This window comes from Campylobacter sp. BCW_4338 (genome assembly GCF_001763255.1).
Lineage (GTDB): Bacteria > Campylobacterota > Campylobacteria > Campylobacterales > Campylobacteraceae > Campylobacter_D > Campylobacter_D jejuni.
This window is the reverse complement of the sequence record NZ_MJYJ01000023.1, coordinates 1-23,126: the sequence shown is the minus strand read 5'-3', so window position 1 is coordinate 23,126 and position 23,126 is coordinate 1. Positions and strand designations below refer to the sequence as shown.

The following is a 23,126-nucleotide window of genomic DNA, read 5'->3' as shown; positions in this document are numbered from 1 at the left end:
TAGCAGTTTCAGCTATATCCATTACAGCCATAGCACCTTTAAGAGTAGTTACACCAGCACTCTTATCTACTGTTCCAGCTAAATTTCCTGCTGAAGTTTTTAAAGTAGCAAATTGAGAATTTCCTGAACCATCTGAAAAACCTGAACCTTTAGAAACAGTATAAACTGTGCTAGCTGTGGCCGCAGACATTGCAGAAAGAAGAACCAAAGAATCTGTCAACACAGCAGACATATTTTTTCCACTACCTACAGAAAATCCTGAACCTTGAGAAAAGCCATTAGAATCCATATAAGCAGATACAGAGCTATAACCAACAATAATTTGCTTTCCACCTCCAGCATAAGAGTTAAAGCCCATAGCATCAGCAACATTTGCATCAATTTGACCTTTAGACTCTCTTAAAGATACAGATGACTGAGAAATAAGATCAGTTGCTCCCATACCTATGGCACTAAGATTGGTTCCGCTTATGTTAATATCTCTACCATCATTTTTTACTAAAGATAATCTTCCGTAATTTTCTTTTTGTGTTCCTAAAATTCCAGCACCAACTCCTATATCTCCAGTGATTTTAATGCCTCTACCATCAGCCGAAGTAAGAACAAGCTTGCCATTTTCATCCTTAGAGGCTTGAACTCCAGTAGTATCTTTAACCGCATTGATAGCTGAGATTAACTGACCATTATTATCTCCGTCTTTATAAGAAATTTGACCAATTATAACCCCATTAATAGCAAAGTCTTGAGAAGTCGTTCCTGCTTTTATAGCATAAGCTCCTGTAGTTTTTACATCATAAGTTGCTCTAACTCCTGTTTTATCGGCACTTTTATTGATCTCTTCAGCTAAAGCTCCAAGTCCTGTTCCAACAGAGGTTGAAATCACCACACTATCAAATTTAAAATCTTCTAAACCATTATAGTTTTTTATAGTAAGTCCTACTACGCCTGAAGTAAAGCTTTGCGAACCTGTTTCAAATCTTGTAACACCGATTTTTGAAGACTGGGTTGGCCCAATGCTAGCTTTTATAGTTTGATTTGAACTTGAACCGATTTGAAATTCTTGATTGGTAAAATTTCCACTTAAAAGTTGTTTACCGTTAAATGAAGTTGTATTTGCGATATTATCCAATTCTTCCATTAAGCGGTTTATATCTGCTTGAAGCATGGTTCTTGTTTTTAAACTTTGACCATCTTGAGCTGCTTGAGTAGCTTTAGTTTTAATAGTATCTAAAATCTTAAGTTGCTCATCCATAGCCTTATCTGCAGTTTGTAAGATACCCAAAGCATCATTACCATTTGAGATAGCTTGACCTAGAGTATTGGCTTGAGATCTTAAGCTGTCTGCTATCGCCATCCCTGAAGCATCATCTGCTGCGGAGTTAATCCTAAGACCAGAGCTAAGTCTTGCTAATGAACTGTCTAAACTCTTAGCATTTAGATCTGAATTTGCTTTTGCATTTAATGCTGCGACATTTGTGTTAATACGAAATCCCATTTTAAATCCTTTTAAATAAATTCAAGCTCATCCATGAACTTGTTAAATGCTATATCGTTACTTTTTTCAAAAAATTTATACTTTTATAGAAATAATTTTTCTAAACTTTGTTTTCTAATATTTAATTTTTCTATAAATAAAAGTAGCCAATCTTTATAAGCTTTAATTACTAAAAATAAATATTTCTCTTCCTCTTTTATTTTTTTTAAAATAATTTCACTAAGCTTAAATCCTCTATAAAATAAAACTCCTTTTAATATTCCATCATAAAAAACAGAATTTTCTTCTAAGTAAAAATTAAAATTTTCTATACTTTTATAAACATTTAATAAAAACTCCAAAGGCAAATTTTCACTTGATGCAACTTTTTCCAAGACATGATACAAAGCTTCAGAATCTTCTAAAGTTTGTTCAAATATTTTTAAATCTTGACTTAAAATTTCTAGAATTTTTTTAAACAATTTATCGCTTCTATTTAAAGTAAGACTTTTTGGGATGGGAAAAGATTTTTTCTTACAATTTGCAAATTTTAAGCAACACTCTTTAAAACTTAACTCTTTTGTAAAAGCTATTCTAGCTCCTCCTTCTGTGGCATTATAAAAATTCGCTTGAATATTGTTTAAAAAAAGTAATTCTAGTTTTTTTCTATAATCATTCCATCCAATATGAGTTATAACTTCGCCTTTTCCACCATAAGCTAAAACTTTATACTCAGGAAATTCTAATGAAACATCTACTGCATCTCCTAAAACAAAATCTTTGTAATGGGATAAACCATTTTCACTATAAGCTAAATCCTGGCCTATAATAATGATATTTTTAAACTCTAACTCCAAAGCTAAAGTATAACACATATGATTTACATGATTTCCTATTTCCAAATATCCAAAATCATAAATATTTAACTTTTTATAGCCTGGATCTCCGCTCAAAACCATGGAAAATTGAAAATCCTTCTCTTTTAAAAATCTAGCAACATCTGGATGCGTACTTTGTGCAAATACAAATAAAGTTTTTTTCACTTTATCACTTAAAATATCTTTAAAGAAACTAATAGGATGTTGCTCCAAATCCAAATTTAGAACATAATCAGGAATAATATCATTTTTATAAAGCAAAGGAAAAGCTCCATCTGCACAAAAAATCACAAAATTTTCTTGATATCTTTTTAAAAGAGGAATTTGCTTTGCAAGACTAGGTCCTGCTCCTACAACAATGCAATTTTGAAATTGATTTTTTCTCTCTTTTATGATTTTTTGAAATGGAATACCTGTTAATATTGAAGGAATATTTTGTATAAAATTATCATAGCAAATTAAAGCTATGGTAGATTCTGGGTTTAAATTTCTTATTACAAGATTAATTATATTATTAATGACATTATCTGTTTTTTCAATTTTATCCATAAATACTTTTACATAATAAGAAGAATTTATAAACATTTCATAAAGACTAAGATATTCAAACATATCTTTTTGATCAAATAATATACTAAGCTGTATATTAACTTTCTCTTCTTCGATATCCACCAGATAAATTTTTCCACTACAAAGCTCTTCACTCAAATCCAGCATACTTAAAGCTAAGATAAAAAGTTCTATTTCACTTTCAAATACAAAAAGATGTTTATAGTGTTTAGCTAAATTTTTAATAAGCAAGGCATTGCCTATACCATAAATACATACAAAAGGATATCTAGGAGTTTTTTCTAAAATACTTTGATAGAAAAAATTTAATTCTTCTTCTAAGTTTTCATACATGAAAACATTATGAGTTTTATCAAAGATATTCAAATTTTCATCTATATTAAATCGAGAACAAGTTTTATTTTGTATGAAATTTAAAAGTTTATTTCCTAAGGGTTCATTTACTCCACTTAATAAAGCTTGTATGTTTTTTTCTAGTATGGTCATTGGGTTTCCTTAAATTTTATCTATTTTGAGTGATATTTTGTCATCTTTTTCGCTAAATTGATATAACAAATCCTCGCAAGGATAAGAGATACATTTTTCTTTACAATCTTTTTTTGAATTTTGTTTTATTTTTTCTAGCATTAAAGGAAGTTCTTTTTTAATCAAAAGTTTTACTGGAATTCCCATACCATGATTTAAGTTTTTAATAAATTTTCCATCAACTTGAGATTCTTTAGTAATAGAACACAAAGTTGCATCAAAGCCAAGTTTCTCAAGCTCTTCATAAAGCATAGTTTTTTCTTTTAAAGAAACATACTCATCATATAACGAATGATAACTTATAAAGCAAGTTTTTAAACATTTTGATTGTTCTAAAAGATGATCTCCTTCTAAAAGATTTCGAATTTTTCTTCTTGCGGGAGAAAAAAAATAAGGCGATGAAGAATTACTTGTCCAAAAAGTTTTTGTCGAGCAATGTGTTTTAATATGATGAAAAAAATCAAAAGTAGAAAATTCGCTATACTGCATAAAATCTATTTCCTTTCCAAAACCTACAACTCTCCATAAAAACTTAGCACCACTAGAATTATCTATCACTCCATCTACCAACCAAGGTGCAATCTTAGCGGCTAAATGTGCCAAATATCCCCCATGAGAACCCCCTATCATGATAACTGGTATACCCCCCCCCATAGTATCAAAAGGAGCATGTTTTTTAAGATAAAGTGCAACATTTAAAAGATCTTGAGCTTGCATAATCCCAAAATTTTGATATTCGTTTTTTGCAGGTTGCAAACTCACATGTAAATTTAAAAAATAATTTGGTGTAAAATTACCTTTTTGTTTACCTTCAACTATTTGATTATTTACAAAATGAAAAATTTCACTCATTTGTTCATAGTTTGAAATTTTATCAACATCATAAGGAAGCTTGATATCCGCAGCTTCACAACTTGCTTTTAAAATAAGCTTGTCTATATCATCTAAATAAAAAGTTGATCCAGTTTGAGGACGATTGCCAATACAGTGATAATTCACTCCAACAAAAGCTAAATTAAAATTTTTAAGCAAATACTCTACGATAAATTTTAAATATACATCATTACAATCCGCACCCACTCCTTGCACCACAAACACCAAAGCTTTGGGTGTTTTTTCATCATCATACCAAAGCTTAAATTCAAGCTTTGATTCTCTTTTTATACCAAGCTCTACATCATCACAAGAGTCAATCTCATAAGTTTTACTCACTATCATTACATTCCCCCTATTAAAAGATAAGTTTTGCTTGCTAGGTTTTTAAAATTTTCATTCTTACTTAAGATCACACAAGCTTTATTACTAGAAGAGCTTGTAAAGTCTATATTTTCTAAATCTTCATGGCTTTGATTGGCTGCGTTGATGATAGCATTTTTACTTGCCTCATTGCTTGAAATTCCCATGAGTATAAAATCAGCTTTATTTATAAAAACAAGTTTTAAGCATTCTTTATCATCGCCTACGCGAAAATTTACTTCTTTTGTGCCGTTAAAATTGCCAAGATCAACATTTTCAACCCCGCTTACATTACTCATCGTTTTTATAGAGCTTAAATGATCATTTTTTAAAGTATAAATGCTTATATCATTGATCAAAGTTTTAAGGTTGTTTAAAGACTTGCTAACTTCAGCTTCATCCTTGCTTGAACTCATTTTTGGTAAAGCAATAGCAGCTAAAATTCCCAAAATAACGATCACAAAAACAAGTTCTAATATAGTAAAAGCTTTTCTCATCTATATCCTTGAAAAATTTTTATTTTTAGGGCTTAAAATATCTTCTTCTATGCTTACAAATTCCTTTTTTTCATAAGCATCAACCGCGGCTCTTGCTATCATCAAAGCATTATCAGAACAGAATTTTAAAGGAGCTAGTTTTAAATTTGCATTATATTTTTGACATAAATTTTGCAAACGCGAACGCAAATTAAGGTTTGCACTAGCTCCACCTACAACGCCAAAATTTTTAAATTTATAAAGATTAAAAATTTTTTCTAATTTATCCATGATATGATCACAAGCCGTATTTTCGAAGGCATAAGCTATTTCTGCTTTTATATCATCACTTAAATTTTCATGTTTTAAAATTTCTAAACGCACTGCATTTTTAAGCCCTGAAAAACTATAAGCAAGTTCTTTAGAATGTTTTAAAGGTATATTAAAAGAGATATTTTTAAGTTTGGCATTTTTTGCTAAATTTTCTATGATGACCCCACCAGGATAACCTAAATTCATCATTTTAGCCACTTTATCAAAACTTTCTCCAAAGCTATCATCATTTGTGCTTGCTAAAAGCTCTAAGTTTGCATCATCTTTAAGATAAAGCACCATAGTATGCCCACCACTAACAAGCAAAATTCCCATATCTAAAGAAATTTTTTCTTCTAAAAAAAGACTATAAATATGACCTTTAAGATGATTTATAGGGATTAAGGGTAAATTTAGAGCACTTGCTAAGGTTTTTGCCATGGAAATTCCACTGAGCAAAGAAACGCTAAGCCCAGGTTCATTTGTCACAGCTATGGCACAAAGATTTTTAAAATGCTCTTTGCATTGCTTAAGTATCTTTGGTAAAGCCTCGCTATGAAGTCTTGCAGCAAGTTCGGGTACCACTCCCCCATAGATACTATGATCTAATTCTTGGGAAATTTTTTTATGAAATTTACACTCTAAGGTATTTTTATCAATGATAGCTATAGAACTATCATCGCAAGAACTTTCTATAGCTAGGATAAGATTTTTCATTCAAATTCCACTAAAATAGAACCTAAGAATTTATCTTTTGATCTTGCCATTTTAAGAGTGTTTAAATCCAAATTTTTAGCATTTTTGATCAACTTGCTATTGGTATTTGCCTCTAAAAGTTGTTGCAAATTCGCCCCTCTTAACTCATAAAATTCCACTCTATAAATTTTGCCTGCCATATCTAAAGAGTATTGTGTTTGCATATTTTTTTTATGAACTAAAATACCACTTTCATCTTTTCCATGATCAAAGCCTATGATATTTACGCGCACATTAGCTATCTTTGGGATAAGAAAATTCTCTTTTACTTTCACCTTGGTTCCAAAAGGAACAGTGGTTTCATTGCCATCAACTTGAAAAGTTACCTCATTAAAAGCATCACTAAATTCTAAATACTCAGGATATAATCTTGTTTGAAAACGATTGCCATACTGGATATAAAAAGAATTTCCTTCTGCGATAACAGCGGTAAGTTCATTGCTTGTATTATAATTTAACTCTTTATTTACTGGAAAAGGCACATAGTTGATAACCTTTCTTGGATTTTTCAAAGAAAGTAAAATTCTATCATCAAAAAGTTTCACTTCAAGCTCTTTATTTATGGCTTTATCAACCCCTTGTGGAGTAAGTTCAAAATCTCTACTAAATTCAATTCCTGCGGTTTTTAGATAATTTTCAATTGCCAAAAGATGATAATAAGCTCTTAAATTTACAGGCAGATTTTTACTCGCTTCATTTGCAAAAGCAGCTTTGTGATTTGAAATCACAAAATAAGTTAAAGCTTTAAGCATTTCCGTATCACCAAGCTCTTGGGTTTTGGTGTTTTTAAGATGATAAGCATGCTTTGGATCAGCAAGTGAAGAATTGACACTATTTACGGTTTGAGTAGCGATATTTTCAAGATCAGGGTATTTGCTTGCATTGATTTCGCTTGTGTCAATCACGCTTGAATTTCCCCAACGCTTAGGATTTTGCATCGCATCGATATAAGTAGGTTTATAAAAACCCCAACCATCGTGAAGATTGATCACCATACTAACTTCAGGAAGTAAAATAAGCTCTTTAATGCGTTGAACTCTTTTATAATCAGGATCTTTTGGGCTAATACTTGCAAATTTACGGTTTAAATCCCCATTATTCCCACGCGAACGCTTAATAATGCTATCAAAAGCTAAATTTGGAGCCACTATAATCTTACCCTTAGTAATATTATAATCACTCAAAAGCAAACTTGCCGCATGAAATCCACCAGGCTCATCGCCTTGAATTCCACCAAAAATCAAAACTGTATTATTATCATCTAGGCTTTTTCCATTTTCTCCTACGCTAAAGTCTAGTTCTAAAGCAAAAATACTTGTTATAAAAAATAAAATTGTTAAAAAAAATTTCATTTTAACTCCTTAAATACTCTCTTGTTTTAAAATCATACTCAAAAACTTCTTCTATGCTTGAAATTTTAGGCACTCCAAAGTGATCAAGAGCTTTAAAAATGTATTTAGCAATGTCTAAAAATCTACTTTTATTTTCTAAAAAATTATAAACACCAACTTCATTAGCAGCATTGATGATAACACCTAAATTTGGCTCTTTTAAAAATGCATTTTTAAGCTTAAAAATAGGATATTTTTTTGTGCTGATTGGATGAAATTTTAAAGCAGGCATTTTGCTAAAATCAACAGCCTCTAAAATAGGTGTATCTTGTTTTTCAAATATAGCATCTGAAATAGCTAATTTCATATCTGCTTTTGAAAAATACGCTGTGCTAGCTCCATTTTTAAATTCACACATTGCATGCACTAAAGATCTTGGTTCTATTAAAGCATCAATTTCTTTAAAATCATATAAATGATAAGCCTCTATAATCTCAAAAAGCTTATTTGCCATAGTTGCACTATCTATAGTGATCTTTGCTCCCATGTTCCAATTAGGATGTTTTAAAGCATCTTTGACGCTGACTTGATTTAAATCTTTGATTTTATACTTATAAAAAGCTCCACCACTTGCTGTAATATAAAGTTTTGCTATATTTTTTTTAGCTTCGAGTAAAAATTTTAAAGCCGCATGCTCACTATCAACGGGTAAAAATTTAGCCCCTTTTAAAAAACTCCCAGCCACCACAAGACTTTCTTTGTTAGCTAAGGCTATGTTTTTGCCAAGTTCTTTAGCCTTTAAAGTGCTTTTAAGTCCTGCAAAACCTACAATAGCATTGAGCAAAAGTTTGTCTTGGCATTCTGTTAAAATTTGCTCTAAACCTTCTTGTCCTATAAAAACTCTATCGTGTTTAACTAAATGCTTATTTTTTGAATCTTTTATGGCAACAAATTTGGGCTTAAACCTTGCGATTTGTTCATTTAAAAGAGTGATGTTATCCCCACAAGCTAAAGCAGAAATGGGAATGTTTTTTAAAGCAGCAAGTTTAAGAGCATTTACTCCTATGCTACCCGTACTTCCAAAAAGTATCATAAAAGAGCAACCATCACAAAAGCAGCAATGATCACTGCATCGATCCTATCGAGCACGCCCCCATGACCAGGAATAAGATCTCCACTATCTTTTACACCTGCTTCTCTTTTAAAATAACTCTCAAGCAAATCTCCAATTACTGCAAAAATCGCTACAAAAAACGAACAAAGCAAAGAAAGCCAAAAACTATAAACAAAAACTCCTAAAATAGTTCCAATAATACTCGCACAAATCAAGCCACCTATAACACCTTCTAAGGTTTTGTTTGGACTTGTTGGAGAAAAAGGGGTTTTACCCATAAGTTTTCCGATAAAATACGCTCCACTATCACAAGCTGCAACGATAATGATAAGCCAAAAAAGCGCGAACATACCCTGATCTAAATACACTTGCCAAAGTGTTAAAATAGGCAAACTAGGATAAATATAAATAAGAGCTGGTTTTAAGGAAGCCTTTTTATAAACCAAATATCCAACGACTAATAACAAAGCTAAAATCCCAAAAAGCAAAGCTTTATGCGATAAACTTCCCAAAATAAAAGCTATAACCAAAGGGATAATAGAAATATTTTCTAAAGCAAAAAGTTTTTTTGCTTCACTAAAAGATAAATACAATAAAACTGCAAAAACGATAAAATTGATAAAAAATTGATCAATCAACGCGATAATAATAATAGCCCCTATCATCACAAGAGCTGAAATAATTCTAGTTGTATTAAACATATTTTTCCTTATATACTAATATCTAAGCGATGAATGTTTTGTGCGTCTTTAAAATTTGGATCTTTAGACTCATCTTCTTCATTTTTCTCATCATCGCTAGTTTTAGCTTCTTGATTGTGTTTTTTCTTTTTTTCTTCTTGTTCGGCTTTCTCTTTGATCTCTTCTTTGATTTCATGAGTCTCATTGACTTTTTCAAGCTTGTTCAAAGTTTTTTCTTTTTCATTAAATTCAGCCATATTTAGCGTAGCTGCAAAACCTTCTTTTGCAAGCTCATTGCTTGCTTGTGTAGCTGGATAAGCCATATTTTGATTTATATAATTGACATTTCCTAATGGGCTAACTGGCATTTTAATCCTTCGTGATATTAATACTTTTAAAATTTGTATAATTTACAAACGCCTTTTGCTGAACCTTAACAAAATTTTTTAAGGTATAATCGACCCAATACGAACCTTTCTTTAACTTAGAAAAGCTTACACAAAGCCTCGCAGCAAATTCTATCACATCAAGGCTGATTTTTTGCTTGTTTGATACAATCAAAGTATGTGCACTAGGAATATCCCTTACATGAAGCCACAAATCATCTTTTTTAGCATTTTTAAGTAAAAATTCATTGCCTTTTTCATTTTTACCCACGCAAATTTTAAACTCATTAAAATAAAAATTTGCCACAAGATCTTCTTGTTTATGATCTTGATTTTTTTTGCTATTTTTTTTAGGTAGTAAAATTTCAAGCTCTATCTCACTCTTAGCTTGAAGCAATAATTCTTTTAAACTCAAGGTAAAATCTAACTTTTCTTTTAAATTTTGCCTTTGTATGTTTAAATTTTTAGCTTTTTGTTCTAATTTTTTAGCATTTTTATAATATAAATTAGCACTTTGCTTAGGACTAAATTCAAGCTTAAATTCAAGCTCTTTGCCTTCAAAATCATCAAGCTTAAATTCCCTTTCATAATCTTTTAAAACACTCAAATTTGCAAACAATACATCAGCCCTTTTTCTGTATTCTAAAGCTTTTAAAAGTAAAGAATTTTCTTCATCTAAACTAGAAAAAAGTTCTTGTAAATTTTGTATTTTTTTATCCACTTGTGCAAGTTTTAAATTTTTTATTTGTTTGATTTTACTCTCATAAATGCTTGTAAATTTGCGAGAAAAATAATCTTTAAAATCTTTAATTTCCTCAAAATTTTCATCCATTTTATAAGGCTTTAAAGGCTCTAAAATCACATTAGGTTTTACTACACGATAACTTTTATCAATGTGCCTTAAAGCCTCTATGATCAAATCTTTTTCATCTGTAAGAATAACATTGGTATTTTTACCCGTAAATTCAAAATAAATTTTGCTCTCATAGCTTTTATAAGCCTTATTAGCTTTTACACTAAAACATAAAATACGATTGCCTTCAAGGACTTTAACTTCCTTTATAAAAGCATTACTAAAATACTTTTTAAGCATAAAATCAAAAGGTGCATTATAGTTTTTTGCATTAAATTTAGCTGTGTAAATCGCACTCATTACGCGAGTGAGATCGAAAATAAATCTTTCTTTATCAAAGCTTAATTCCAAAATATTGTCATTGATACGCTTGATAAAATCGATTTTTTTAAACTGAGAAAAAAAAGTTTGCAATTGTAAAAGTTCTGTGTATTTCATAAAAGAAATTATAAAATATTTTAGCGAATTTGTGGTAGAATTAAACTAAAAAAGGAAATTTGTGCAGCTTAATGAGCTAAATTGCGTGATTTTATGTGGTGGTAAATCTAGTCGTATGGGACAAGATAAAAGCAAACTGATTCTTAAAAATCAAAATTTAACTCAATTTCAAGTAAATAAATTTTCTAAAATTTTTAAAAATGTCTATGTGAGCGCAAAAGAAGACAAATTTGAAAACCATTTTAGCTTGATAAAAGATTCTTTAGAATTTGAAGTTTACTCTCCTATGCTTGCGCTTTACTCTATACTTTCAAATTTTAAAAATGAATTTGTTTTTGTTTTAAGTGTGGATAGTCCTAAAGTAGGTGAAAATGAGCTTTTAAAAATGCTTCCTTTTTTAGAGCAAAACTATAAAATAATCATAGCCAAAACCCCTTTACATAAACATCCCTTATGTGGCTTTTATCACAGCTCTTTAGCTCAAACTTGTAAAAATTTCTTAGAAAAAAATGAACAAAAAATAGGACTTTTATTTTCTGAGATTAAAACCAAATTTGTGGAATTTGAAAATGAAGATGCTTTTTTAAATCTTAATTTTTATGAAGAATATGAAAAATTTAAAAGCGAGTTAAAATGAGAAAAACTGCTTTATTTTTAAGCTTATGCGTTTTTATATGCGCTAGTGATTTGCAACAAGCTTTAGAGTATGAAAAACAAGGCAATTATAAAAAAGCTATGGAAATTTACAAAAAACTCGCTTTAAAAAATTCATCTGTTTTAATTTCTCAAGAACAAAATAAAACTAAACAAACTACTCAAAATGAAAAATCCATTATTGCAATCAAAGAAGAAAAACAAGACTTTTCTCGCTTAGCTTTAGCTAATTATCTTGGTGAAAATGAAAGCTTTAATCCCCTTGGTATTAGCTCTTATAAGATGAATTATTTTTTACCTTTAGCTTATAGTTTTAATTCTTTAGGAGTAAATAATAATAATAAGAGTGAGGCGAAATTCCAACTTAGTGTTAAAAAAAGACTTTTTGAAAATTTACTAGGACTAGATGAAAAATATTATATAGCCTATACCCAAACTTCTTGGTGGCAAATTTATGAGCATTCTTCTCCTTTTAGAGAAACCAACTATCAGCCAGAATTTTTTATAGATTTTCCTTTGTATCTTAAAGATTATGAATTTTTTAACAACCTACGCGTAGGTATATTGCATGAAAGCAATGGTAAGGGAGATGAGAATTTGCAATCTCGCTCATGGAATAGAATTTATGTATCTACAGCTATTTTATATAATAAATTTTTATTTGTTCCACGCCTTTGGTATAGGATTCCTGAAAGCAAAAAAGATGATGATAATCCTGCCATCTTGCATTATATGGGAAATTTTGATGTGAATTTAGCGTATTTAGGCGATGATTATTTTATCAATCTTATGCTAAGAAACAATCTTAAATTCCACGATAACAAAGGTGCTATACAGGTTGATCTAGGATATGATATTTTTAATAACGGAATTTATTGGTATTTACAATACTTTAATGGCTATGGAGAAAGTCTTATAGATTATAACAAACACTTGCAAAGACTTTCCACTGGATTTTTGATTTCTTACTAAAATATCCTTTGTAGTTTTATCATTTCTTAAAACAAATTTCATTACAATTTCATTTTTGATAATTATTATTACTATAAGGAAAGATTTGTTTTTTAAGCATATATTGAGTTTAAAAGCGCTTATAGCTTTACTTTTATTCTTTGGAATGATAAGTTTATTTATAGGAGTTATCAGTATCAATGTAAAAGATATTCTTAATCTTAACTCCACTCAATTAGAAATCATAACTCTCACAAGAATTCCTAGACTTATAGCGATTTTACTCACAGGAATGAGTCTTAGTATATGCGGGCTTATCATGCAACAACTCACGCAAAATAAATTCGTTTCCCCAACTACAGCAGGGACTATGGATTGTGCTAAATTTGGCATACTTGTTTCTTTAATATTTTTTGCTGGAGCGTCTTTTTTCACTCAAGCTATCATTGCATCTGTATTTGCGCTTTTGGGTTCTTTTATATTTATCCAAATTTTAAGAAAAATCAAACTCAAAGATGTGATTTTTGTACCTTTGATAGGCTTGATGTTTGGAGGCATTATTAGTGCTATAACCACTTTTTTTGCTTATGCTTTAAATTATATACAAAATATCCAAGGCTGGTTACAAGGCAGTATGGCAAATGTTATGCAAGGAAATTATGAATTGCTCTACATTTCTTTACCACTTTTTATACTTGCTTATTTTTTAGCTCATAAAATCACCATAGTTGGCATGGGCGAAGATATAGCTTTAAATCTTGGAATTTCTTATAATGGTATATTATTTTTAGGCTTGATGATTGTAAGCATTATCACTAGCTTAGTGATTGTAAGCGTTGGGATTATCCCTTTTTTAGGGCTAATTATCCCAAATTTAGTAGCTCTTTATCTAGGTGATAACCTTAGAAAAAATCTTATCTATATAGCACTTTGTGGAGCTTTGTTTTTACTTGTTTGCGATATCATTTCAAGACTTGTCATCTTTCCTTTTGAAATGCCTTTAAGTATCACTACAGGTGTTTTAGGATCTTTAATCTTTATCTTTCTTTTGTTAAAAAGGAAAGTTTATGCGTAAAAAAATGCTGATTTTAAGCTTTTTAACACTTAACATGATAGGGATTTTTATACTTGTGGGTTTAAATGGCTTTGATGAGTACGCCTTAAAAAGTCGTTTTTTACAAATTGCAGCTATTATCATAGTAGCTATTTGTATCGCTGTTTCAACAGTGATTTTTCAAACTTTATGCAATAACAAAATTCTAACCCCTGCTATCATAGGATTAGATTCTTTATATATGTTACTTCAAAGTGCTCTTATCTTTTCTTTTGGTGCGGCTAATTTAAGTGTTTATAAAAACGATATCAATTTTTTAATCACTCTGGTTTGTATGGTAGTTTTTTCACTAGGACTTTATAAAATTTTATTTAGTAGCGATAGAAGCATTTATCTTATCATGCTTTTAGGCTTAGTTTTTGGAACACTTTTTAGCACTTTAAGCTCTTTTTTTGAAGTATTAATCGACCCTGATGAATTCATGGTGATACAGGGAAGAATGTTTGCTAGCTTTGATAATATTGCTTTTGATGTTTTAATTCTTGCTTATATTATTAGCTTTTTAAGTTTTATATGGATTTTTCGCTATATGAAATTTTTGGATCCTTTGAATTTAGGCAAAGATTTAGCGATAAATTTAGGGATAAATTATCAAAAAATTTCAAAACAATTGATGATTATCATAGCTATTTTAACTTCTATTAGCACCGCGCTTGTAGGTCCTATAACCTTTTTAGGGCTTTTGGTAGTAAATATCACTTATGAACTATTTAAAACTGCAAAGCATAGTATTTTACTAAGTGCTTGTATACTCATTAGCATTTTAGCTTTGCTTGGAGGGGTATTTTTTGTCTCTAGAGTTTTTGATTATAATGCCACTATAAGCGTGGTTATTAATTTCTTAGGTGGGATATATTTTATCTATCTCGTATTAAAGGGTAATAAATTATGATTAAACTAAAAAATATCACCAAATTTTATGATAATAAAGCCATTATTTCAGATCTTAACCTTGATTTTCATAAAGGCAAAATCACTTCTATAATAGGAGCCAATGGCGCTGGAAAATCCACTCTTTTAGCTCTAGCAAGTCGTTTGATAAAACCTAGTAGCGGAGAAATTTATATCGATGGAATGAATTTAAAAGACTATAAAGAGCAAATCTTAGCACAAAAAATTTCCATTCTCAAACAACAAAACAATATCAATTTAAGATTAAAAGTTGAAGAATTGGTCGCTTTTGGGCGTTTTCCACATTCTCAAGGAAGACTTAATGCAAACGATAAAATCAAAATCAATGAAGCTTTAGAATACATGGGGCTTAGCAACTTAAGAAATGAATTTTTAGATACATTAAGCGGCGGACAAAAACAAAGAGCTTTTATAGCCATGATCATCGCTCAAGATACTGAATTTATAATGTTTGATGAACCTTTAAACAATCTTGATATGAAACATAGCGTACAAATCATGCAACTAATGAAAAATTTAGTCAAAGACTTTAACAAAAGTATAGCTGTTGTATTGCATGATATTAATTTTGCTTCGATTTATTCTGATGAAATCATAGCCTTAAAAGATGGGAAGCTTTTAAAACAAGGTTCAAAAGATGAAATCATCAATCAAGAAAATTTAAAACAAATTTATGATATGGATATACCTGTAAGTCAAATTGATGGTAAGAAAATTTGTATTTATTTTTAAAAAGGAGAAAATATGAAAAAATCTTTAGTTTTTGCATTTTTTGCATTTTTTTTAAGTCTAATCTTAACAGCTTGTAATTCAAACTCAAATGAAAACAATGCAAGCTCTACAACAAAAACCAACACTGCTACGGTGAAAGTTTTGCCTATTAGCATGAGTGATGAGGGTGATAGTTTTTTAGTAAAGGATAGTCTAGGAGAAAATAAAATCCCTAAAAATCCTTCTAAGGTAGTGATCTTAGATCTTGGAATTTTAGATACTTTTGATGCTTTAAAATTAAACGATAAAGTCGCAGGCGTTCCTGCTAAAAATTTACCAAAATACCTACAACAATTTAAAAACAAACCTAGTGTAGGTGGAGTGCAACAAGTTGATTTTGAAGCCATTAATGCTTTAAAACCTGATCTTATCATCATTTCTGGACGCCAAAGTAAATTTTATGATAAATTAAAAGAAATAGCTCCAACTTTATTTGTAGGTCTTGATAATGCAAATTTTTTAAGCTCTTTTGAAAACAATGTCTTAAGCATTGCAAAACTTTATGGTTTAGAAAAAGAAGCTTTAGAAAAAATTTCAGATATTAAAAATGAAATTGAAAAAGCCAAAAGCATAGTTAATGAAGATAAAAAAGCTCTTATCATTCTTACAAATTCTAACAAAATTTCAGCCTTTGGTCCTCAATCTCGCTTTGGGATTATTCACGATGTTTTAGGGATTAACGCGGTAGATGAGAATATAAAAGTAGGTACACACGGCAAAAGTATCAATTCTGAATTTATATTAGAAAAAAATCCTGATTATATTTTTGTTGTTGATAGAAATATCATTGTAGGCAACAAAGAACGCGCTCAAGGCATACTCGATAATGCGCTTGTTGCTAAAACCAAAGCAGCACAAAACAAAAAAATCATCTATCTTGATCCAGAATACTGGTATTTAGCAAGTGGAAATGGACTAGAGTCTTTAAAAACTATGATTTTAGAAATCAAAAATGCTGTAAAATAATACAACCTCGCAAGGGCTAGTCTCTTGCTTTGATGCTTAATAAAATACTTGAAATTCTCAAGAAAGTTTTAGTGGCGGACAGAGAGGGATTTGAACCCTCGAGACCCGTTAAGATCTGCACCCTTAGCAGGGGTGTGGTTTCAGCCGCTCACCCATCTGTCCAATAAAGTAAAGTGTGATTATACAAAAAAATAAATAATACCTAGCTTAAAAAGCTAGGAAAAATCAAAGGCTAAGATAAGCCAAAAGCAAAGTTACAACAACCCCTACTCCAAGAACTGCAAATTGTTTACTTCTATCTTTTTTATTTGCAAACAAAGTAATCATAAGCCCTGAAATATAGAGCATAAACAAAGTAATACCAAAACCTACACTAAGCACAGAAAAATACCAAGCACCCTTATCTTTATGAAGCATAATCATATCTCCAAGTAAAGATCTGGTTTTTAGAGTAATGCTGTATTCATTAGTAGAATTTTGAGTTATATTAGCACTATAATGAGTTCCGCCTATTGTTATGCCTTTATCTTTACTTTTAATGATATCTGTATTAGATGGCACTTTTAAACCATTTGTTTTTAAATACTCTATTAAAGCTTCTCTTTCTTTACCACTTTCTATAACTTTTGACAATTGATACTGCTCAACTTTCAAACCCACATCTTGATTAATACCAAAAATATACGCTATACCCGTTAAAGCAAAAAGCAAAGCACAAGGCAAGAAGAACAAACTAAGATAGATATGAACCTGTCTAAACAATTTATTTTTATTAATCATTTTAAGTCCTTTTTTTATTATTAAAATTTGTGATATTTTGACAAAATAAAGTGAATTTTAAATAAAAAGTTTATATTTTTTAAAACAATGAAAAGAAAAAGCCCTTATGATTATAGGGCTTAAGAATTATTTTTTATCAATCACTTGATAATTATAAGGAACAAGCTCTTTATCATGCTCTAAAAGTTCTTTTGGAGGATTGCCATTAACATCTTTTTCATCTGCATAGTAACGCTCTCCAGCTTTATGACCATTAACATCTACTTTATAATAAAGCTCTCCTGGATTAAATTTTTGAATATCTTCAAAACCTAAATTTGAAGTTTTAAAATCTTTAATTCCATTTACCGCTGCAATTTCTACAAGTTTAGTTTGTCCCATTCTTGCCATATCAACAGCTTGCAATAACATTCTTGAAGCTTCGCGAGGATTATGAAAACCAGTTGAGTTTTCAGCATTAACAAAATCCGCTCTCATTTGAGCTTTACGATGAAGTTCTAAAACTTCTTTTAGCTCTTCGCTAATTTTTTTCGCATCAGCTTTTCCATCGCTTTGGAATTTTTCCATATTGCCTAGCTCATCGCGTAGTTTTTTAGTATCCATAATCAAACTAACAATTGCGTACTCTGCAGTTCTTTGATCATGTGCAACGCTATTTTGTATGTCAAGTACTTGAGCTTTTAAATAATCTTCGCTTTGTTTATGACAAGATTTGCAAGCAGAGTTAATATCTCTTAAAGGAGAAGTGATATTGTGTTGAGTAACCTTTTTAGCCCCTTCTCTAACATAAGGCATATGACAATCCACGCAACTTACTCCATTTGCAGCATGCACACCGCCACTATAAAGTTCACTTTCTGGGTGTTGAATTTTAATAATTTGTGCCCCTGTTAATTTATGAGTAAAATCAGCTCCAAATACTCCACGAACTTTATCATAATAATCATCTAGCATTTCAATTCTAAATGGTTGTCCTTTTTTCCACTCACTCCAAGGAAAAGTTAAAACTATACCATCGGTTTCAATCTCTTTAGCTTTATTTCCATCTCTCCAAAACTCATACTCATCATAATTTTTCTGAGTTCCATTCCACCATTTTTTAGAACTATCATCTACAATAGTTTCACCCATTACTTTTACTTTTTCCCCTGTTGGTTTAAAATAGTATTCAACATGGCATTGAGAGCAAACTAAAGTTCTCATTTCTTCTCTTGTAGCTTTTACGCCTTGTACTGGATCTTTTTCATATCCCCTAGAAACTAAAGCATTAATAGCTGCTGGACGAGTAAGTCTTAAACTCATATCATTTGGATTGTGACAATCTGCACAAGTTACACCCATTCTTTTACCACCATGTGGACCTGCATGTTCAGGTGAATTTTCCACTATACCATCAACGGCTGGGATATTTTTAATCATGGTCCAATAATTTGTAGAGTTAAAAGCAGTAAAATCCCCTTTAGCAACATTTTTTATAAGCCATGGAGTCCATCCACTATGACAATTCATACAAGCTGCGGGCTGGCCTTTAAAAGCAGCAAGGCCGTGAGCATTAAGAAAATCTTTGTTGTTTCTTGCTGTTTTCATTTGATCTACTTGAACCCAAAAATGCCCTCTTTCTTCATTGAAATCAAGACTAAAAGGATATCCTGCCCAAAGTATGGTTAATTGAGGAAAGCGAATTAATTTTGAATAAGCTAAATTACCACCAAATTCAGTAGCCTTAGGCTCTTCTTTTTCAACTGTTAAATACATTTTTAGCTGCTCTGGAAAAACCTTACCCCATTTTTCAAAATTTGGATCATCATCACTAAGTAAAGAAAAATCAGCATTTGCTGCAATGGCATTTTTATTTGCTTCATCTTCTTTTTTTTGATTGATATCATTATTTAGCCATAAAACTCCCGCTATAAGTAAAACCAAAACAACAATACCCAAGCGTAAAATATTTTTTTTCATTCATCTTCTCCTTATTAAATTCCATGTTTATGTCCAACATCTTTATGACAAGAAGCACAATTTAATGACTTGTCTGCATGTGGATTTGTTGTAGCATTGATAGCTGTTTGAGCAAAATCTGCATGACAGCGTATGCAGTTTTCTTGCACCATTTTTCTGCTTTTTTCAGTCGCACTCAAATTTGTAGGCAACTCATCAAGTTTAAAAGTAAAAGCATAAGCATGTCCTAAACCACTTTGCGCTTTAGCTATCCACTTAGCTACAAAATTATGTGGCAAATGACAATCCACACAAGTTGCTCTTGGTTCGCCTTTGACTTTTTGAGAGTGTGGTCCTGCCATATATTCGTTATAAACTTCATTCATAATATGGCAGTTATTACAAGATTCGCTTGCATTGCTTAAATAAGATGTGCCCTTAGCATTATAAAAAGTATAAAACCCAACCGCAAAGAAAACAAAAAGCAAAACAAGAAAAATAGTAAAAAGATTCGAAGTTTTCTTCAAAATTTTCCTCCTTAAAATTATCATTTCTTAAAATCTTCAATAAAACAATAATGTCACAGAATTTCCCAAAAATAAATTTTGTAATTTTAACATAGATGAATTTAATATAATTTTAAAGATATATTTACTCTTAATTAACCTAAAAAATTTGAAACTTTTATTCAATAATTTTAAAATAAATGATAAAATATAACAAAAAAAAGGAAAAATTAATGCAAATAAGTCCTGATATGTTTATCAATCGCGAACTTTCTTGGCTTCGCTTTAATTCTCGTGTTTTAGACCAATGTTCTAAAAATTTACCCTTATTAGAAAAATTAAAATTTATAGCTATATATTGCACTAATTTAGATGAATTTTATATGATACGCGTTGCAGGCTTAAAACAACTTTTTTCAGCTGGAGTTAATGCAAGCAGTAGCGATGAAATGACCCCGTTACAACAATTAAAAGCCATACGCAAATACTTACACCAAGAAAAAGAGCTTTTGGAGCGTTATTTTAATGAAATCACAAGTGAATTAGAAAAAGAAAATCTTTTCATAAAGCATTATGAGAATTTAGATGAAAATTTAAAACAAAAATGTGATGAGTATTTTTTCTCTAATATTTTTCCTGTTATTGTTCCAATAGCTGTTGATGCGACTCACCCTTTTCCACATTTAAATAACTTATCTTTTTCACTAGCGGTTAAAATTTGTGATAAAGCACATCCTGAACTTGTAAAATTTGGAATGATTAGAATTCCAAGGGTTTTACCTCGTTTTTATGAGGTAAGTGCAAATATTTATGTTCCTATAGAAAGTATAGTCCACCAACACGCAGAAGAAATTTTTCCAGGCTATAAACTCTTAGCTTCAGCAGCATTTAGAGTGACTAGAAATGCAGATATGGTAATAGAAGAGGAAGAAGCTGATGATTTTATGATGATTTTAGAACAAGGCTTGAAGCTTCGCAGAAAAGGAGCTTTTGTAAGATTGCAAATTCAAAAAGATGCAGATGAACAAATCGTAGAATTTCTTAATACACACATGAAAATTTTTCATAAAGATGTTTATGAATATTCTATTTTACTCAATCTCCCTAGCCTTTGGCAAATCGCGGGAAATAAAAACTTTACGCATCTTTTAAGCCCACTTTACACGCCTAAAACTTTACCACCTTTTGATGAAAATTTATCTATTTTTGATGCTGTAGAAAAAGAAGATATACTCATTATACAACCTTTTGAAAGTTTTGATCCAGTTTATAAATTTATCAAAGAAGCAAGCAAAGATCCTGAAGTAATTTCCATAAGAATGACACTTTATAGAGTTGAAAAAAATTCCAATATAGTTCAAGCTTTAATTGATGCTGCAAGCGATGGAAAACAAGTAACTGTGATGGTAGAATTAAAAGCACGCTTTGATGAAGAAAATAATCTTCATTGGGCGAAAGCTTTAGAAAATGCCGGAGCTCATGTTATTTATGGCATTACAGGTTTTAAAGTCCACGCTAAGGTTTCTCAAGTCATACGCAAACAAGGGGATAAGCTTAAATTTTATATGCATTTAAGCACAGGAAACTACAATGCAAGCAGTGCTAAAATCTATACTGATGTGAGTTATTTTACAAGCAAAGTAGAATTTGCAAGAGATACGACAAAATTTTTTCATATCTTATCAGGCTTTAGTAAAAACCGTCGTCTTCAAACTCTTTCAATGAGTCCAAATCAAATCAAAGAAAAAGTTTTAGAAATGATACGCATTGAAACAAGCAAAAAAAATGAAGGTGTGATTGTAGCTAAAATGAACTCTCTTGTGGATAGTGATATCATACAAGCGCTTTATGAAGCAAGCATGGAAGGAGTACAAATCGATCTTATCATACGCGGAATTTGTTGCTTAAAACCTGATGAAGAATACAGCAAAAACATACGCGTTAGAAGCATCATAGGAAAATACTTAGAACATGCTAGAGTATTTTATTTTAAACATAGTGAGCCAAATTATTTTATATCGAGTGCAGATTGGATGCCAAGGAATTTAGAGCGTCGCTTAGAACTTATGACTCCTATATATGATGAAAGAAGCAAAGCTAAATTAGCTCAATTTTTACGCTTACAACTTAGCGATAATGTTTTAGCTTATGAGCTTAAAAACATTGGAGAGTATGAAAAAATTCCTTCTTCTGAAAAAACCATAGATTCTCAACAAACCTTAGAAGAATATGTAAGTAAAATTTATAAAACACTTAAAAAAGATACAGATCAAAGTCGTGCAACGCACTTAGCTTCCAAACTTTTCAAAGAAAACTAAAAGTTTTTAGGGTTTTTACTCTAAAGACTTATTTACTTGTTTGTTATAAAAAGGGCTTTAAGATAAAGCCTTAGGAGATTTCCCATAGAAATAAACAATCATTTCTAAACTATAAAAAGATTTAGAAATGATTTTTAAGATTAAAATTTATACTTAAGTCCTACTTGACCACTTAAGTAAGTTTCATTTTTATTATCTACTTTACCTGCTAGTATTTGTTTAGCACCAAAGCCAAGATTCATACTGAGTTGATTTGTAAAATCTACATTACCCCCTACGATAATTTGTCCGTATGTTTTTTTCTTGTTGTTAGCTTCTACACTAGTAAAGAAAGCATTATTTATAGCTAAATTAGCTGTGTAATCATCACCATTATTGATAACAAATTGTTCTATTTTTGGAGTTACAAAAATATAAGAGTTTTCATTCATATATTTTCTAAATTCAGCACCCACTTCAACACTTACAGAATTGTTTTTCATAGAATCAATATCTTTAGCAATAGCACCATTTTCTGTATGAGATGGAGTATAACTAAAATAATAATTTATCCCTGCAAAAGGTTTAATAAATAAAGTATTATCACTAAAGTCAAACACACGACCTACATTAGCACTAAATCCTAAGAATTTGCTTGTATAATCTGAGTTATATGCACCATCTGTTTGAATATTGTCTTGTTTAGTTGGAGAAACTTGAGCATAAGCTTTAAGATTAAGTTCCCATTGTGGAGCTATATTGATAGTAGAATACATACCTAATTGGAAGTTATCGCTTTTTTGTTCTAAATTATTGTCTTTGATTTTAGCATTTGCATAAGTAAAATAAGCACCCCATAAAATATTATCATTAGCTTGTTTATCTACCCCTACGGTAGCACCATACATTGCACCACTATCTCCATCGATAATGTTAGCATCACCAAAAGCATTAGCCCAAATACTATTGGTATATTCATTTACATAGCTTGGTCTCATATCACTATCTAAAGCAGCAAATTTAAGGCCATTCATTTTAGAAGCATAAGTTCCAAAAGGATTGTTTAGCATTGCTACACGAGAACCTATAGAAACATCATTAGAAATATTCATAGTGGTATTTACTGCACTAGAAGCTGAATTGAGATTAGATACAGATTTACCTGTATTGTCTGTGTCTTTTTTGATTTGTAGGGCTAGTTTTACACC

At 30.5% G+C, this 23,126-nt stretch carries 20 protein-coding genes, 1 tRNA gene and 1 pseudogene; 7 read left to right on the top strand and 15 right to left on the bottom strand.

The genetic code is table 11. The features are described from left to right. From AJN69_RS02065 to AJN69_RS02020, 10 genes are all read right to left on the bottom strand, one after another. The coding region (locus tag AJN69_RS02065; protein WP_070290183.1) for a flagellin at positions 1-1,495 on the bottom strand (1,495 nt) is incomplete at its 3' end. Positions 1,496-1,578: 83 nt separating this feature from the next. Beyond that, positions 1,579-3,408, bottom strand: coding sequence for a motility associated factor glycosyltransferase family protein (locus AJN69_RS02060; protein WP_002880866.1), 1,830 nt, complete (start codon positions 3,406-3,408; stop codon positions 1,579-1,581). 9 nt (positions 3,409-3,417) lie between these two features. Next, entirely contained in the window at positions 3,418-4,665 is a 1,248-nt protein-coding gene (locus AJN69_RS02055) for a DUF2920 family protein (protein ID WP_070287693.1), read from the bottom strand. Further along, positions 4,665-5,180, bottom strand: coding sequence for a type II secretion system protein (locus tag AJN69_RS02050; RefSeq protein WP_060810161.1), 516 nt, complete (start codon positions 5,178-5,180; stop codon positions 4,665-4,667). The genes AJN69_RS02055 and AJN69_RS02050 overlap by 1 nt, the downstream gene beginning before the upstream one ends. Continuing rightward, positions 5,181-6,188: a tRNA (adenosine(37)-N6)-threonylcarbamoyltransferase complex transferase subunit TsaD gene (gene tsaD / locus AJN69_RS02045; RefSeq protein ID WP_002871412.1), complete on the bottom strand. Its 1,008-nt coding sequence runs from the start codon at positions 6,186-6,188 to the stop codon at positions 5,181-5,183. Next, positions 6,185-7,579 carry a M99 family carboxypeptidase catalytic domain-containing protein gene (locus AJN69_RS02040; protein WP_070287100.1) on the bottom strand — a complete coding sequence of 465 codons (1,395 nt, stop codon included), beginning with the start codon at positions 7,577-7,579 and terminating at the stop codon, positions 6,185-6,187. Before AJN69_RS02040 ends, tsaD begins: the two co-directional genes overlap by 4 nt. A gap of 1 nt (position 7,580) precedes the next feature. Then, entirely contained in the window at positions 7,581-8,651 is a 1,071-nt protein-coding gene (gene dxr / locus AJN69_RS02035) for a 1-deoxy-D-xylulose-5-phosphate reductoisomerase (protein WP_002871410.1), read from the bottom strand. Next, positions 8,648-9,373 (bottom strand): phosphatidate cytidylyltransferase, encoded by a 726-nt coding sequence (locus AJN69_RS02030; protein WP_052949165.1) that lies wholly within the window; start codon positions 9,371-9,373, stop codon positions 8,648-8,650. The genes dxr and AJN69_RS02030 overlap by 4 nt, the downstream gene beginning before the upstream one ends. 8 nt (positions 9,374-9,381) lie before the next feature. Continuing rightward, the gene (locus AJN69_RS02025) at positions 9,382-9,720 is read right to left on the bottom strand and encodes a hypothetical protein (protein ID WP_052949164.1); all 339 of its coding nucleotides are present in this window, start codon (positions 9,718-9,720) and stop codon (positions 9,382-9,384) included. 1 nt (position 9,721) lies between these two features. Then, positions 9,722-11,029, bottom strand: a complete 1,308-nt coding sequence (locus tag AJN69_RS02020) for an NFACT family protein (protein ID WP_052949163.1) — start codon at positions 11,027-11,029, stop codon at positions 9,722-9,724. 61 nt (positions 11,030-11,090) lie between these two features. Between AJN69_RS02020 and AJN69_RS02015 the strand changes: the two genes are divergently transcribed. The 6 genes from AJN69_RS02015 to ceuB all read left to right on the top strand — a co-directional run bounded on the left by AJN69_RS02015 (position 11,091) and on the right by ceuB (position 16,397). Next, positions 11,091-11,666: a molybdenum cofactor guanylyltransferase gene (locus AJN69_RS02015; RefSeq protein WP_052949162.1), complete on the top strand. Its 576-nt coding sequence runs from the start codon at positions 11,091-11,093 to the stop codon at positions 11,664-11,666. Next, positions 11,663-12,655, top strand: a complete 993-nt coding sequence (locus AJN69_RS02010; protein ID WP_052949161.1) for a phospholipase A — start codon at positions 11,663-11,665, stop codon at positions 12,653-12,655. Before AJN69_RS02015 ends, AJN69_RS02010 begins: the two co-directional genes overlap by 4 nt. A gap of 85 nt (positions 12,656-12,740) precedes the next feature. Then, positions 12,741-13,709, top strand: coding sequence for an ABC transporter permease (locus AJN69_RS02005; RefSeq protein WP_002871405.1), 969 nt, complete (start codon positions 12,741-12,743; stop codon positions 13,707-13,709). After that, positions 13,702-14,640 (top strand): iron chelate uptake ABC transporter family permease subunit, encoded by a 939-nt coding sequence (locus tag AJN69_RS02000; RefSeq protein ID WP_002881476.1) that lies wholly within the window; start codon positions 13,702-13,704, stop codon positions 14,638-14,640. Before AJN69_RS02005 ends, AJN69_RS02000 begins: the two co-directional genes overlap by 8 nt. Beyond that, positions 14,637-15,392, top strand: a complete 756-nt coding sequence (locus AJN69_RS01995) for an ABC transporter ATP-binding protein (protein ID WP_052949160.1) — start codon at positions 14,637-14,639, stop codon at positions 15,390-15,392. The genes AJN69_RS02000 and AJN69_RS01995 overlap by 4 nt, the downstream gene beginning before the upstream one ends. A 12-nt stretch (positions 15,393-15,404) precedes the next feature. Beyond that, on the top strand, positions 15,405-16,397 hold the full coding sequence (gene ceuB, locus AJN69_RS01990) for an enterochelin ABC transporter substrate-binding protein CeuB (protein ID WP_052949159.1): 993 nt from the start codon (positions 15,405-15,407) through the stop codon (positions 16,395-16,397). A 72-nt stretch (positions 16,398-16,469) separates the two neighbouring features. Here ceuB and AJN69_RS01985 read toward each other — a convergent pair. From AJN69_RS01985 to nrfH, 4 genes are all read right to left on the bottom strand, one after another. Beyond that, positions 16,470-16,559: transfer RNA gene (locus AJN69_RS01985), tRNA-Ser, on the bottom strand. Between the two features lie 63 nt (positions 16,560-16,622). Next, positions 16,623-17,177 carry a membrane protein gene (locus AJN69_RS01980; RefSeq protein ID WP_002881479.1) on the bottom strand — a complete coding sequence of 185 codons (555 nt, stop codon included), beginning with the start codon at positions 17,175-17,177 and terminating at the stop codon, positions 16,623-16,625. A gap of 126 nt (positions 17,178-17,303) precedes the next feature. Beyond that, positions 17,304-19,136, bottom strand: coding sequence for an ammonia-forming cytochrome c nitrite reductase subunit c552 (locus AJN69_RS01975; RefSeq protein WP_070243120.1), 1,833 nt, complete (start codon positions 19,134-19,136; stop codon positions 17,304-17,306). 14 nt (positions 19,137-19,150) lie between these two features. Beyond that, positions 19,151-19,666, bottom strand: coding sequence for a cytochrome c nitrite reductase small subunit (nrfH, locus tag AJN69_RS01970; RefSeq protein ID WP_010891930.1), 516 nt, complete (start codon positions 19,664-19,666; stop codon positions 19,151-19,153). A gap of 188 nt (positions 19,667-19,854) precedes the next feature. On the opposite strand from nrfH, the gene AJN69_RS01965 reads away from it, so the two are divergent. Further along, a complete protein-coding gene (locus tag AJN69_RS01965; protein WP_070287692.1) occupies positions 19,855-21,939 on the top strand; it encodes an RNA degradosome polyphosphate kinase in 2,085 nt (694 codons plus the stop codon). A 140-nt stretch (positions 21,940-22,079) separates the two neighbouring features. On the opposite strand, the pseudogene capC reads toward AJN69_RS01965, so the two are convergent. After that, positions 22,080-23,126, bottom strand: a pseudogene (gene capC, locus AJN69_RS01960) (autotransporter adhesin CapC); the annotation flags it as partial.